The sequence below is a fragment of the Aeribacillus sp. FSL k6-2211 genome (genome assembly GCF_037966125.1).
Taxonomy (GTDB): Bacteria; Bacillota; Bacilli; order Bacillales; family Aeribacillaceae; genus Aeribacillus; species Aeribacillus composti.
Genome location: NZ_CP150190.1, coordinates 3,514,185 through 3,529,086, shown reverse-complemented (window position 1 = coordinate 3,529,086; position 14,902 = coordinate 3,514,185). Strand labels below are relative to the sequence as shown.

Here is a 14,902-nt window from a genome sequence, read left to right as displayed (position 1 = left end):
GTTTTTTTCATGCTCCAGTCATAAGCTATAGCACTGGAGCTGTCGCTTTGGTAGCACTCGCAATTTCAGCGGTTTATGCCAGAGGACTATATCTCATTTCAGGTGCCATATTTTTATTGATTGGATTTGTTTTATTTATTCAAAGTAAGCAGCCATGGCATACGTTTATTTTGCATTTTGAGCAAGTGCTTGGTTTGCTTTCATTGTTTTTCGTATTGCCATTTATGAATTCCATCATTCGTGTCGGAAGGTATGATAAACATTTAAGCTTGTTACTTCAGGATCAAGCTGCTGATCTGAACCATTTATATCGGCGAAGCTCAGGAGTCTGTCATATACTCGGTCTATTTTTAAATATTGCTACAGCCCCCCTTCTTATTAAATCATTAAATGTTATACTGCATGATTTGCCCAAAAAAGTGCTAACGAAATTTTATTCGCAAAACTTGCTGCGCGCCTATGCTTTATGTCTTACTTGGAGCCCGATGGAGGTGATGGTGAGTTCAACGATAGACATTACAAAAGTGCAGTATTTTATCATTTTTCCAATTTTGCTTTCGATGGCAATCATAATGCTTGGGTTTGATTGGCTCATGTCTTCGTATAAATATAAAGGTATCCAAATCGCCTTTCATACGCCTCATTTTTTTAATAAGAAAAAGGGTTATAAAAAAGCTTTTGAATTAATCGGAATGCTGCTTTTGTTTATTTTCATGGTGTCGACTGTTCAACATTTTTTACAAAAAGGTTTTCTGTTTTCTGTTGTATTATTGATTATCCCATTTTCTGCTATTTGGTCTTTGTTTATTAAAAAAGGAAAAAGATATTTTACAGTTGCAATCCAGCATTGGAAAGAGCGGACAAGGGGATTAGCCAATTACTTTTTCATGTTTTTGGGAGCAGGTTTATTTGTAGAAATGCTGGCAGACTCGCAATTACTATCATTTTTAAAACCTGTTTTTGAATTAGGAACTGAAAAGACGTTGATTTTATATAGTACAATAGGACTTTATTTTTTCATTACATCCTTAATTGGTTTTCACCCTTTAGTAGGTTTTGCTTTATTGGCAGAGCTCTTGCAGCCGTTTTTAGTCGACATACCATCAATTCCGCTATCCATTGTGTTAATATGCAGCAGCTTGTCGACTGTGATGTTCAGCCCTTTTAATATATCAGTATCAATTTTGTCTGATGAATTAAACGCACAATCTTATCGGATCGGTTCATGGAATATGATTTTTGCATTAGGGTACATTGGGTTCGGCATTGTGGTAGCATGTTTTGTTGAAATGTTTTTTATGTATTGACACCGTTTACAATAAAACTTATAATCTTCTTAAAAAGAGATTATTTTCAAAATTCCCAACAATAAATATTTTTTAGATCGATCTAATGGAATTTTAGATCGATCTAAAAAGCTCGGATATTGGCGATCTAATAGAAGAGTAAACAGAGCCAAATCGATGTGATAAGCAGGTGATTAGATGAGAAAAGCTCAGCCATTTATTAACGGATGTTGGATTTGGTATCCATACAACAGGCAAAGGTGAATCACTTGGAGCCATTTATGAAACGGTTATATGGCGGCTTCCTCCCGCCAGAAGTACATATTTGCTCTATGATCTTGTCTATATAAACCGACTTCAGCCCATTTTTTCAGGAGATTTGTGGTGCTCCCGCAGCCAGAGGGGAGGTGATTATTTTGAAAGCCGATAATATAACATTTTCAAAGCCGTAAAGCATGGAAATAAACAAATTGACAACGTTTTAAATGTAAAGGTATACTTTTCTCAACTGAATTCGTTGATTAATTGCGTTAGCAGGTGATTAGACAGATGGGACGAAAAAAACAGTCCCGCGTGACGCTGCAGGAGGTTGCAAAACACGCGGGTGTGTCGAGGGCTACAGCTTCCCTTGTTGTTCGGGGCAGCCCAAATATTTCAAAAGAAACAAGAGAAAAAGTGTTAAAATCGATAAAAGAGTTGGGATATATATATGATCGTGTTGCAGCGAATTTACGATCCCACCAATCTTCAACAGTTGGTTTGATTATAACAGAGATCGGCAACCCCTTTTTCTCGGAATTATTGGTGGGTGTTCACGAAGCTTTAGATAAAGAAGGATATACCGTAATATTAGGAACGACGTTTGATTCCCCTGATAAACAAGATGCGCTGCTTGCGACAATGCTTGAATATCGTGTCGGCGGGGTAATTATGAGTCCTGTCCCAGGCAGTTCTCCAGATATGGTAGAACGGTTAAAGCAATGGGGGATTCCTGTTATTTTAGTAGCGAGAAAAATGCTGTCAGAAGAGCCGTTTGATTATGTCGGAATCGATAATGTTGCAGGCGGACGGATAGCGGCTGAACATTTAATCGAACAAGGCCACCGCCGCATCGCTTTTTTGGGCGGTTTTTCTAATTCATCAGTATGGACAGACAGGAAAAAAGGATTTTGTGAAGCGATTGAACAAGCCGGGCTGGAAATGGATGAATCGCTGTTTGTCCAATCTCCCGCAACTAGGCAAGGGGGAATAGAGGCGATTAAGCGAGTTATGCAGCATCCTCAGCCTCCAACCGGGGTTTTTTGCTATAATGATGTTGTTGCATCTGGTGTTATGCTCGGATTAAAAGAACAAGGAATAGTTCCAGGCAAAGATGTGGCTGTGGTTGGTTTTGATAATATTCCGGAGTCAGCGGTATTCAGCCCTTCTTTAACAACCATTGCAGCTTTTCCTGATCGGCTCGGTGCAAAAGCTGCTGATCTCTTGCATCGGAGAATGAAAGGTGATGAAGAAGAGGCAAAAAAACTGATTTTACAGCCTGAGCTTGTAGTGCGGGAGTCAAGCTGACACACCATGATGAAGAAATCTAGGGAAGTGGATGCGTTATGAAGGAACATGTAGAAATCCCTCTTCGGGAAAAAAATATTGTTTTAATTGGATTTATGGGAGTCGGCAAAACGACTATTGGCCAGTTGGTCGCGAAAAAGCTGTACCGAGATTTCATTGATGTGGATCAGGAGATTGAAAAAAAGCAAAATATGCCCATCTCGTTAATATTTCAAAAATTTGGCGAAGATTATTTCCGAAAAATCGAAAAGGAGTATATTGTTGATATTTGCACGAACACACGCTTGAAGGTTGTATCTTTAGGAGGGGGAGCCTATTTACAAGAAGAGGTCCGCAATGCTTGTTTATCAAACTGCATCGTCTTTTTGCTGGATTTATCTTGGGACAGCTGGAAGGATCGAATGCCGCTTTTAGTCGAGAACCGCCCTCTTTTAAAGGAAAAATCAATGGAGGAAATTGAAGAATTGTTTATAAAACGACAAAATGCATACTCTCTCCATAACTCAAAAGTATCGACCAATAATCTTGATCCTGAAACAGTAGCAGATGAAATTGTAAATTCGGTGAAATTAACGTGGAGCATCTATGAACCGAACCAATAATATGAGATTATCCCTTTAAATGAATAGTTTGCAAGATGAGATTTGGGAAAGGGATTTAAAAACATGAATGTAGAAAACTTATTGTCTCCTTATCTTCAACTGGCTGATGCTGTCATTGTGACAGATAAAGATCATGTTGTCGTCGCTGTTAACGATGCGTATGAACAAATAACGGGATATAAAAAGGATTTCATTGTCGGCAGAAGAGCAGGTGTCATTAAATCTCATTTGACCCCGGAGCAAACTTATGCTTCGATGAAAAAAGCATTATCGGAAAAAAAGCCTTGGTCCGGTGTTTTTGTGAATCGTAAGAAATCAGGAGAATTATGGCACTCATCTATAACGATAACTCCTATTCTAATAGAAGATGAACTGTTTTTTGTAGGAATTTTTCGGGAATTGGAGCAGCTGGACAGCGGAGCATACGTTCCGCAGGAGCAAATAGAAGAAACAAAAAAATCAATATTGGAAGTGCTGGCGATTTCTTGTGAAATTCAAGATCCAAGCATTGAGGATCATTTGATCAACGTTCGAAAACTAACTGAAAAGCTCATTTATGCTCACAACAGCTATCATAATCTTAATTTATCAGAAGAATATATGAGAAATGTTGCTTATTCCAGCATTTTGCATGATATAGGAAAAGCTGGCATACCTGAAGGAATTTTATATAAACCAGGACCACTAACAAAATATGAACGCTTAATTATGGAGACGCATCCGTTAATAGGCTTTGACATTTTGAAAAAAATAACAAGCAAACTGAAAGATAACTTTTTAAGGCAAAGCTATAAAGTGGCCGAAAATATTATTCTCTTTCACCATGAAAAATGGAATGGAACGGGATATCCGAAAAACTTGAAAGGAGCAGAAATTCCTTTAGAAGCTAGAATTGTTGCGGTTGTCGATGTGTTTGAGGCTTTAACGAGCAGCCGTCCATATAAAGTTGCATGGCCGATTGAAAAAGCGTTGAATTTTTTAGTGGAGCATCAAAATACGCATTTTGATCCAGATGTAGTGGCCTCATTTCTGACAATTAAGGATTTTTAAACAGAAGGAAATTTTAGTTGAAGATCAACTAAAATTTCCTTCTTGTGCGCCCGGCATGGGTGTAATCTATAGGGTGAAAGTCCCGAGCTGCGAAGGCAGAAGTAGCAGTTAGCTTAACGCAAGGGTGTCCGTGGTGACGCGGAATCTGAAGGAAGCGAGCGGCAAACTTTGGGTCTCTCGGAACACGAACTTCATATGAGGCTAGGTATCACTGGGTGAGTTTGCAAGACAAAACAAAGCCCTTTCTGCCGAAGGTGATACAGAGTAAATGAAGCAGATGGATGGAAGGAAAGATTACACTCTTACCCGGGGAGGTCTGGCTGGCACGCCAAGTAACCTTGGTAACCTATCTAGTGATAGATAGCTGAACAGTCAGAAGTCAGCAGAGGTCATAGTATTAGTTGGTCTAGAACAACTAAGAAGGACCGAACAATTAAGAGAGAATAGCCCTTGGCATTCAGTGAGTCATGATGAACACAGAAAACGTAGTACCTCACTTGAGGGAGGAAGCGGTGAATCCCGTGGGAGATCTCTTGGAGGGTGGAGTGACCACTGGCATAAAGAGAACAGCTATTCACGGAAGTTATAAAGACTTGCGTCAATTATCTTAATTGAACCGCCGTATACGGAACCGTACGTACGGTGGTGTGAGAGGACGGGAGTTAATCGCTCCCTCCTACTCGATTTTTTGAAAATTTTTTATTGTGTTTTTTGTGTAATTGTGTATAATAAATCGTCGTGAAATAAACAATTTTCGATAAATATATTAATTTTTTTTGACAAAAAGTTTACTAGTATTAAACAAATGAGGTTGTTATGATGAAAATTGGGAGGAAAATTCGAAATTTGCGGATAAAAAAAGGTCTGACGCAAGAAGAGCTAAGCGAACGAACCGATTTGTCTAAAGGATACATTTCCCAATTGGAAAGAGATTTAAGCTCTCCCTCATTGGAAACGTTTCTGAATATATTGGATGTGCTGGGATGCAATCCAAAAGATTTTTTCGATGATGAGGATGCCGAGCAAAAAGTAGTTTACGGCAAAGAAGAACGAAAAGTATTTATTGACCAAGAGAAAGGATATAAAGTTGAATGGATTGTTCCTGAATCAAATGAAAAAGAAATGGAGCCGATTCTTTTAACGTTGTTTGAAAAAGGAGAGTTTAAAGTTTTTGAACCATCCTTATCTGAAACGTTTGCCTATGTTTTGAAAGGAACGATAAAAGTTCGGATCGGAACAAAAAAGTATGTGGCAAAGGAAGGAGAATCCATTTATTATCATGCATCCGATGAGCATCAAATTGTCAATGAGGCAGAAAGCATGTCGCAAGTAATTTTAGTGGCAACTGAATCTTATTTATAATTCTTGATGCGGTTGGAGGAAACGTCATGAACAATAAAACAATTATTCGTTTTGAACAAGTGACAAAAAAATATGATGATGATTTGCCAGTATTGGATAATGTAAGTTTTGAAATCGAACGCGGAAAATTTTACACGTTGCTTGGACCTTCAGGATGCGGAAAAACAACCATTCTCCGTCTAATTGCGGGATTTACGGAACCGACCAGCGGCACGATTTATTTTAACGGAAAAAATATTAACCATGTAACGCCGAACAAACGTCAAGTCAATACAGTGTTTCAAGATTATGCCCTTTTTCCGCATCTGAATGTGTTTGAAAATGTTGCCTTTGGCCTTAGAATTAAAAAAATGAAAAAGGATATCATTGAACAAAAAGTAAAAGATGCCCTTCGTTTTGTAAACTTATCTGGCTATGAACAACGGAACATTCAGGAGATGTCAGGAGGACAGCGGCAGCGGGTCGCCATTGCGAGAGCGATAGTCAATGAACCGGAAGTGCTTCTGTTAGACGAACCGTTGTCAGCTCTTGATTTAAAGCTGCGCACGGAAATGCAGTACGAGCTGCGGGAGCTTCAGCGCCGGCTCGGCATTACATTTATTTTTGTCACACACGACCAAGAGGAAGCTCTTGCAATGTCTGATGAAATCTTTGTTTTAAATAAGGGGAAAATTCAGCAAAGTGGAACGCCGAAAGATATTTATGATGAACCTGTTAACCGCTTTGTGGCAGACTTTATCGGAGAATCGAATATTGTCGCAGGAAAAATGATTCAAGATTATCTTGTTGAATTTGTCGGAAAGCAGTTTGAATGTGTTGATAAAGGCTTTGCTCCGAACGAGGACGTAGAAGTGGTAATTCGACCGGAGGACTTGGAAATAACAACACCTGAAAAAGGAAAGCTGAAGGTTTATGTGGATTCCCAGCTGTTTAGAGGAGTTCATTATGAAATTTGCTGTTATGATAAGGATGGCAACGAGTGGCTTGTTCATTCTACAAAAAAGGCAGAAGTCGGCGATGAAATTGGTCTTTATTTTGAACCGGAAGCAATACACGTTATGCGTTTAGAAGAAAATTCTCGTATTGGTGTTGCCGATGAAAAGTAATATTCGCGCTTTATACTTCTTACCATATGTGTTATGGATCTTACTATTTGTTGTCGTTCCGATTCTGCTTATCATTTATTATTCGTTTTTTAACATTGAAGGAACATTTTCTTTTGAAAACTACGAGAAATTTTTCACGCCGGTCTATTTGAAAATGGCGTTAAGCTCATTTTGGTATGCGTTTTTAATTACAGCCTTTTCGCTATTGATCGCTTATCCGACAGCTCTTTTATTAACGAAAACAAAACATAAGCAGCTTTGGCTTTTGTTAATCATTTTGCCGATGTGGATCAATTTGCTGTTAAAAGCATACGCCTTTCTCGGCATTTTTGGAACCTATGGAATAGCCAATCATTTTTTGGAATTAATTGGTGTCGGTGCTAAACAAATATTATTTACAGATTTCAGCTTTGTGTTTGTTTCTGTCTATATTTTCGTTCCATTTATGATTTTGCCGATTTTTAATGCTTTAGAAAAATTAAATCCAACGCTTGTAGATGCAGCTAAGGATCTCGGAGCATCCCCTTGGATTACGTTCCGCCGGGTCATTTTTCCGCTGACGCTGGACGGTGTTAAATCCGGATGCCAAGCAGTGTTTATTCCTGCATTATCGTTATTTATGATTACCCGCTTGATTGCAGGAAACCGGGTAATTACGCTTGGCACAGCAATAGAGCAGCATTTCCTAGTTACTCAAAACTGGGGAATGGGAGCAACCATTGCGGTCTTTTTAATTCTTGCAATGGTGATCATCATGTTTTTAACAGGAAATCGGAAGTGAGGGATGAAAAATGAACAGAAAATGGAAGGTTTCAAATATATATTTAATCATCGTATTTTTCATCTTATACGCTCCGATTTTCTACCTTATTTATTACTCGTTTAACAGCGGCGGAAAAATGCATCATTTTGAAAATTTTACGTTGGACTGGTATAAAGAAGTCCTGCAGGATGTGCGTCTATTGATTATTGTACTGAATACGATTGTAATTGCTTTGCTTTCTGCGGCGATTTCAACGATCATCGGCGTTTTCGGTGCGCTCGCCATTTACTCCGTCAAAACAAGACGGGTGAAAAATACATTGCTTTCGTTAAATAATGTTCTATTAGTCAGTCCTGATGTCATCATCGGAGCTTCCTTTTTAATTTTGTTTACCATTGTCGGCATTCAGCTTGGTTTTATTTCTGTTTTGCTGTCTCATATCGCCTTTAGTGTGCCGATTGTCGTATTGATGGTATTGCCAAAGCTTCAGGAAATGAGCCCGACATTAATCGATGCGGCAAGAGATTTAGGGGCGAGCCAGTGGAATGTCATAACAAAAGTAGTAATTCCCTACATTACCCCTGGGATTTTTGCTGGATTTTTTATGGCTTTAACCTATTCTTTGGACGATTTCGCCGTTACATTCTTTGTTACTGGAAATGGTTTTTCCACTTTATCTGTTGAAATATATTCAATGGCTCGACAAGGCATTTCCCTTACCATTAATGCTTTGTCAACACTCATTTTCCTTTTAACGATTTTGCTTGTGATCGGCTATTATTTCATCACGCTGCGCTATAATCGTCCGGGAAGATTGGGGGGACGGAAATGAAAAAAATTGTGCAGATGTTTGCGATAGTATTTATCGCTTCGTTTGCCATCCTGTTTTTTATTGCGAGACTGAATGCATCTGAAGGCTACTCCGGTGATAATACCCTTACGATTTACAACTGGGGAGAATATATTGATCCGGAATTGATCGACCGTTTTGAAAAAGAAACAGGTATAAAAGTGATTTACCAAACATTTGATTCAAATGAAGCGATGATGACAAAAATTTCCCAAGGAGGAACAACATTTGATATTGCCGTCCCTTCTGAGTATGCCATTAGCAAAATGAAGGAAGAAGGTCTTCTTATTCCGATTGATCATTCGAAAATTCCTAATTTAAAATATATCAACCCCCGTTTTCTAAATTTATCGTTTGATCCGGGGAATAAATATTCCATTCCATATTTTTGGGGAACGGTCGGCATTTTGTATAATCCGGAAGCTCTCGGGGGAAAAAAGATCGACAGCTGGAATGATTTATGGGATAAAGATATGAAAAATCAAATACTTCTTGTCGACGGTGCCCGAGAGGTAATCGGAATGGGATTGAACAGTCTTGGTTACTCGTTGAATGATACGAACAAAGACCATTTGCTAGAAGCGAAAAAGAAACTGGATAAACTGACTCCAAACGTGAAGGCGATCGTTGGAGATGAAATCAAAATGCTGATGGCAAACGAAGAAGCAGGTGCCGCTCTCGTCTGGTCGGGAGATGCTGCAGATATCATGTGGGAAAATGAGAAGCTAGATTACGTGGTGCCGAAAGAAGGCTCTAATCTTTGGTTTGATAATATGGTTATTCCGAAAACGGCCAAAAACATAGAAGGCGCTCATAAATTTATCAACTTTATGCTAGACCCGAAAGTGGCTGCGCAAAATGCTGAATATGTCGGCTACTCTACTCCAAATGAAAAGGCGCTTGAATACTTGCCGAAAGAGATTTCTGAAGATGAGCGGTTTTACCCGTCCCCTGAATTAACGGATAAATTGGAAGTGTATGAAAACCTAGGGAAACGAATGCTTTCCTATTATAATGATTTATTTTTAGAATTTAAAATGCACTCGAAATAAAAGGAAACCATCGCCATCCTCAATTTGGGAGGCGATGGTTTTTTAATGATTTTTGCGAAATCTGATCTTTGAAGCAAGAACGAGCTGTTGTTGGAACATATACGGCATAAGCTACCCTTATGTACTGTAAAAATGGATGCATAGTAGATCTAATGGTATTTTGAAGGGCAGCTGTTTGCAGCATAGAAAAAATGCGCATATGGGCTTTTAAAATCGAAAACAAGAATCGGCACTTTGCCGGTTTCTGCTCATCGCGCTCACCTTTAAAAGAGTTTGGTTATGAACATTTCCTTAGCTGCTGCCGCATCCTCCGCCGCAGCTGCTTCCGCAATTTGAACTGGAGCATCCTGAAGAAGAGCATCCGGAACCCCCTGAATGATCATTGGAATCGCTGAGCGCAGCCCCGCATGCATAAATAGAACCTCCGCTTGTCCCTGCATCCTTATTCAAAAGCTGCGACATTTTTTCTGTATAACTGTCCTGCTCGTACAGCGATAAAAATACCATAGCCGGCAGCAGCATCGAGTACGTATCGTCTGTTTTTATTTTCTTGCGAAGCGATTTGTTTTGCCGTTTCATTTCTTCTGCTTTTTCAATATCGTTTTTCAGCTGTTCAAGCAGCTTTGTTTGTAATGGTTTGATCGGGTCAAACGAACGAAAATATTTATCAAACAGTTTTTCGTCACTAGCTGAGCGAACTTCTTCCAAAAATGTTTTGCTTAGCGGATTTTTTAAAAAGCCTCCCCACAGCTTCGTGCTGTTTGGATAGATTTCAAATAAGTGCAAATACATCCAATCAAAAAGGGCTCTTTCATGGGGAATCGGTGTCCGTTCCACATTAGGGCTGTGATGCAGAAATGATCCAAAAAATTTTTTTGAAAAATTTTCGTATTCTTTCGTAAACATAATCATTTCATGCCATATTTCATCCACTTCATCGCTGAACATTGGAACTGATTTTAAAATTCCTGCCAATAAAAAATATCTTTTTAATTCAAATAGGCGCCAGTTAAAGTCCGTTTCGGTCCAATTAGGATGATTTGCTAACACTCTTTTCTTTACTTTTTCCATATATTCTGAGTTTAGAGAGTCTTCCAAACGAGAGATAATTGGCAGCCCTTCTGGAATGCGGCAGGCTAATTCTGTCGGGACAGCCTCTTGAACAAGCTTTAATGATCTTTTTTTCTTCGTTTTATTGATATTGACAACGATGAACATGATGAAAATACCAATGATCAATCCTACTAAAAGCTCAGTCATAATATCCCTCCACAACACTATATATCTTAATTATACTATTGGAATAGGAAATTTATAGAAACGATTTTCGTGAAACTTGAATGTTGTAAAATTTCAAAAATATCGTAAAATGGAAAGAGCAAAAAATTCCTATTTAATTATATAGAAAGGTTTTGGCGATGAACGTTCAAAAAATAAATATAGCAGGGAAAAAAGATCATATCATTTTTTTAACAGTTATCTTTTGCTTTTGGTTTTCCATTTATATTTATGTTCCAATCTTTGGGGTTTATTTAGAACATTTGCAGTTTGACTATTCACTTGTTGGCATTATTTTTGGCAGTTACGGCATCACCCAGATTTTGATTCGTTTGCCTCTTGGAGTTTTATCAGACTATTTAGGGCAAATGAGAAAAGGAATGCTTATAGCTGGTTTTTTTATGGCGTTTGCCAGCGGAATCCTGTTTCTTTTCTTTCAATCATTTATCCCGATTTTTATTGCAAGACTTCTTTCAGGAATTACCGCGTCGATGTGGGTAATGGCTACTACATTATACGCTCAATATTTTACGGAAAGTCAATCTTCCAAAGCGATGGGAATTCTCCAGTTTATGACGGTCGTTTCCCAATTTATTAGCATGGCTATCAGCGGGAAAATTGTAGAGTGGTTCGGCTGGGAAATGCCGTTTCTCATTGGGACCGTCATGGCTTTAATTGGTCTTATTCTTTCATTTCGCATTAAAGAAATCGGCGATAAGGTGAATCTTATTGATTTCAAATATATGAGTCAATTAAAATATGTTCTCGGCATCAAGCCGCTTTGGGGCATCTCAGCTTTATCGCTTGCCGGACACGGAATTTTGTTTATGACGATTTTTGGATTTACACCGGTTTATGTCTCGAAAATCGGATTTAGTGAGTCCGTGTTTTTTTGGGTCGTCACTTCCTTTTTTATTCCGCATGCAGCTGCATCATTGCTGCTTGCCTATTTTCCTGTTCGAAAGCAAAAACAACTGCTTTTGCTTTCATTTATTTTAAGCGGATTATTTCATCTTCTGTTGCCGTTGTCAAATTCGATTCTATGGATTTGCTTCATGCATATTTTCATAGGGTTTTGGCTTGGTTTTATTTTTCCGCTGCTGCTTGCGATGGTTATTCAAAGCTGTCAAGAAGCATATCGGACGACCGCAATGGGCTTTTATCAATCATTTTATGCAATCGGCATTTTCACTGGTCCGATGTTAGCGGGCTTTATTGCAGATCACATCGGTTTTTATGAAGTGTTTCTTGCAACAGGCCTGCTTGCCTTTGCAGCTGCTTTTCTGTCTTTATTCATTCCAAGCTCCCGCATGGAAAGGAAAGCGGAGCGAATCTCTTCGTAAAGAGATAAAGTGGAATACGAACATTTTTTCATATTAGCGTTGAATCATATATTGCTTGGGAATATGAATGACATCTTGTCATAAATGAAAATGCCTTGCTGTTTTTGCACGGAGAGATCAACGGTCTTTTTCATCTATGTATGTTGTTTTTTCAGTTTCCATTCGATAGCTTCCATAAGAACCTTTCAATTTGTAGCGGCTGAGCTATATTTGCTCAGCCGTTTTTTTTCGTGCGCCCGGCATGTACATGAACTATAGGGTGTAAGTCCCGAACCCCGAAGACAGAAGTAGAGGTTAGCCAAGAGCAAGGGTGTCCGTGGTGACGCGGAATCTGAAGGAAGCTGGAGGCAAAACACCGGTCCGAGGAACACGAACCTCATATAAGGCTAGGTATGATTGAGTGAGTTTGCGAAACAAAACAAAGCTCTTTCTGTCGAAGGTCATATCGAGTAAATGAGGCGGATAGATGGTGTGAAAGTGCATGTACTTACCCGGGGAGGTCTGGTGGATATGTGAAGTACGCTTCATAACCTACTTAGTGATAAGTAGCTGAACCGTCAGAAGTCAGCAGAGGTCATAGTATTAGTTGGTCTAGAACAACTAAGAAGGACCGAACAATTAAGAGAGAATAGCCCTTGGCATTCAGTGAGTCATGATGAACACAGAAAACGTAGTACCTCACTTGAGGGAGGAAGCGGTGAATCCCGTGGGAGACCTCTTGGAGGGTGGAGTGACCACTGGCATAAAGAGAACAGCTATTCACGGAAGTTATGAAAACTTGCGTCAATTATCTTAATTGAACCGCCGTATACGGAACCGTACGTACGGTGGTGTGAGAGGACGGGAGTTAATCGCTCCCTCCTACTCGATTGCCAATTTTTTAAACAACTTGTCAAAGAAAATAAACAGAACAACATGAAAAAAATAGTGGCTAATTGATAATAAACGAGGTTCATTGATTGATAGATCAACGGTTTCAAACTCCTTTATTAAAATTATTATAATTTACTATTGATTTTTAATTAAAATATGTTATCATATAGTTGTAATAATTAGAGAAATATTATTTTAAATTATGAGGTGATCGGTAAATGGGAGAGAATAAAAAGCTTACGACGAGCTGGGGTGCTCCTGTAGGGGACAATCAAAATTCGATGACAGCAGGCCATCGAGGTCCGACATTAATTCAAGACGTACATCTTCTGGAAAAACTAGCCCATTTTAATAGAGAAAGAGTTCCTGAACGAGTTGTTCACGCAAAAGGTGCCGGTGCTCACGGATACTTTGAAGTGACAAATGATATGTCAAAATATACGAAAGCGAAAGTCTTCAACGGAGTAGGCAAGCGAACACCAGTATTTGTCAGATTCTCAACTGTTGCAGGTGAGCTTGGCTCCGCTGATACGGTCCGCGATCCGCGCGGTTTTGCCGTTAAGTTTTACACAGAAGAAGGAAACTATGACATCGTAGGAAACAACACGCCGATTTTCTTCATTCGCGATGCGATTAAATTCCCTGATTTTATCCACACACAAAAGCGCGATCCAAAAACACATTTGAAAAATCCTACTGCCGTATGGGATTTTTGGTCTCTATCGCCTGAATCATTGCACCAAGTAACTTATTTGATGGGAGATCGCGGAATTCCGGCAACATACCGTCATATGAATGGTTATGGAAGCCATACATTTAAATGGACAAACGAAGACGGGGAAAGCGTCTGGATCAAATATCATTTCAAAACTGACCAAGGTATAAAAAACCTTGATACGAAAACAGCTGTAAAAATTGCCGGAGAAAATCCGGATTATCATACAGAGGATTTATTCAATGCGATTGAAAACGGAGACTATCCTTCTTGGACGCTTTATGTGCAAATCATGCCGCTTGAAGATGCCAACACATACAGATGGGATCCATTTGACGTGACAAAAGTATGGTCTCACAAAGATTATCCATTAATTGAAGTAGGAAAATTAGTATTAAATAAAAACCCTGAAAACTATTTTGCAGAAGTTGAGCAAGCTGCATTCTCACCGGGAAACCTAGTTCCAGGAGTCGATGTATCGCCGGACAAAATGCTGCAAGGTCGTCTCTTTGCATATCATGATGCACATCGCTACCGCATCGGGGCAAACTATAACTCACTTCCAATCAACCGTCCGCGAGTTGAAGTGAACAACTATCAACGTGATGGATTTATGCGCTTTGACTCAAATGGCGGAGGCTCTGTATATTATGAACCAAACAGCTTCGGCGGTCCAAAAGAAACACCTGAAGCAAAACAAGCATCATACCCAGTATCAGGTGTTGCGGAAAACGTTCCTTATGACCATGATGACCATTATACTCAAGCGGGCGACTTATACCGTCTCATGAGTGAAGATGAAAGAGCACGCCTTATTGAAAATATTGTAAATTCAATGAAGCCAGTTAAGCTGGAGGAAATAAAACTCCGCCAAATCGGCCACTTCTACAAAGCAGATCCTGAATATGGCACCCGCGTTGCAGAAGGTCTTGGTTTGCAAGTGCCTGAAGAAGTAAAAAAAGGTTAATAAATATTTCATAGCTGGACGATCTCGGAAGGTTCAAACGAACTTTTCGGGGTCGTCTTAATTTTTGTCACTTTCGAAAAAATATTTGG

At 39.2% G+C, this 14,902-nt stretch carries 12 protein-coding genes; 11 read left to right on the top strand and 1 reads right to left on the bottom strand.

Translation table 11 applies throughout. From position 1 onward, the window contains the following. Positions 1 to 47: 47 nt before the first annotated feature. From NSU19_RS17055 to NSU19_RS17015, 9 genes are all read left to right on the top strand, one after another. Entirely contained in the window at positions 48 to 1,307 is a 1,260-nt protein-coding gene (locus NSU19_RS17055; RefSeq protein ID WP_339197581.1) for a hypothetical protein, read from the top strand. Between the two features lie 528 nt (positions 1,308 to 1,835). Further along, the gene (locus tag NSU19_RS17050; RefSeq protein ID WP_066250028.1) at positions 1,836 to 2,852 is read left to right on the top strand and encodes a LacI family DNA-binding transcriptional regulator; all 1,017 of its coding nucleotides are present in this window, start codon (positions 1,836 to 1,838) and stop codon (positions 2,850 to 2,852) included. 38 nt (positions 2,853 to 2,890) lie between these two features. After that, on the top strand, positions 2,891 to 3,454 hold the full coding sequence (locus NSU19_RS17045; protein ID WP_130157446.1) for a shikimate kinase: 564 nt from the start codon (positions 2,891 to 2,893) through the stop codon (positions 3,452 to 3,454). Between the two features lie 63 nt (positions 3,455 to 3,517). Next, a complete protein-coding gene (locus tag NSU19_RS17040) occupies positions 3,518 to 4,504 on the top strand; it encodes an HD domain-containing phosphohydrolase (protein WP_063386813.1) in 987 nt (328 codons plus the stop codon). A gap of 819 nt (positions 4,505 to 5,323) precedes the next feature. Continuing rightward, positions 5,324 to 5,866 (top strand): XRE family transcriptional regulator, encoded by a 543-nt coding sequence (locus NSU19_RS17035; protein ID WP_339200038.1) that lies wholly within the window; start codon positions 5,324 to 5,326, stop codon positions 5,864 to 5,866. A gap of 26 nt (positions 5,867 to 5,892) precedes the next feature. Next, complete coding sequence (locus tag NSU19_RS17030; RefSeq protein WP_063386811.1) at positions 5,893 to 6,972, top strand: ABC transporter ATP-binding protein; 1,080 nt, start codon at positions 5,893 to 5,895, stop codon at positions 6,970 to 6,972. After that, entirely contained in the window at positions 6,962 to 7,753 is a 792-nt protein-coding gene (locus NSU19_RS17025) for an ABC transporter permease (protein ID WP_063386810.1), read from the top strand. The genes NSU19_RS17030 and NSU19_RS17025 overlap by 11 nt, the downstream gene beginning before the upstream one ends. A 10-nt stretch (positions 7,754 to 7,763) precedes the next feature. After that, on the top strand, positions 7,764 to 8,567 hold the full coding sequence (locus NSU19_RS17020; RefSeq protein WP_130157449.1) for an ABC transporter permease: 804 nt from the start codon (positions 7,764 to 7,766) through the stop codon (positions 8,565 to 8,567). Further along, positions 8,564 to 9,637 carry an ABC transporter substrate-binding protein gene (locus tag NSU19_RS17015; RefSeq protein WP_063386808.1) on the top strand — a complete coding sequence of 358 codons (1,074 nt, stop codon included), beginning with the start codon at positions 8,564 to 8,566 and terminating at the stop codon, positions 9,635 to 9,637. Before NSU19_RS17020 ends, NSU19_RS17015 begins: the two co-directional genes overlap by 4 nt. Positions 9,638 to 9,928: 291 nt before the next feature. Here NSU19_RS17015 and NSU19_RS17010 read toward each other — a convergent pair whose 3' ends face one another. Further along, positions 9,929 to 10,897 (bottom strand): hypothetical protein, encoded by a 969-nt coding sequence (locus NSU19_RS17010; RefSeq protein WP_339197576.1) that lies wholly within the window; start codon positions 10,895 to 10,897, stop codon positions 9,929 to 9,931. Positions 10,898 to 11,055: 158 nt separating this feature from the next. On the opposite strand from NSU19_RS17010, the gene NSU19_RS17005 reads away from it, so the two are divergent. Then, entirely contained in the window at positions 11,056 to 12,258 is a 1,203-nt protein-coding gene (locus NSU19_RS17005; protein WP_063386806.1) for an MFS transporter, read from the top strand. A gap of 1,091 nt (positions 12,259 to 13,349) precedes the next feature. Further along, positions 13,350 to 14,813, top strand: a complete 1,464-nt coding sequence (gene katA, locus NSU19_RS17000; protein WP_117017086.1) for a catalase KatA — start codon at positions 13,350 to 13,352, stop codon at positions 14,811 to 14,813. The last annotated feature ends 89 nt before the right edge of the window (positions 14,814 to 14,902 follow it).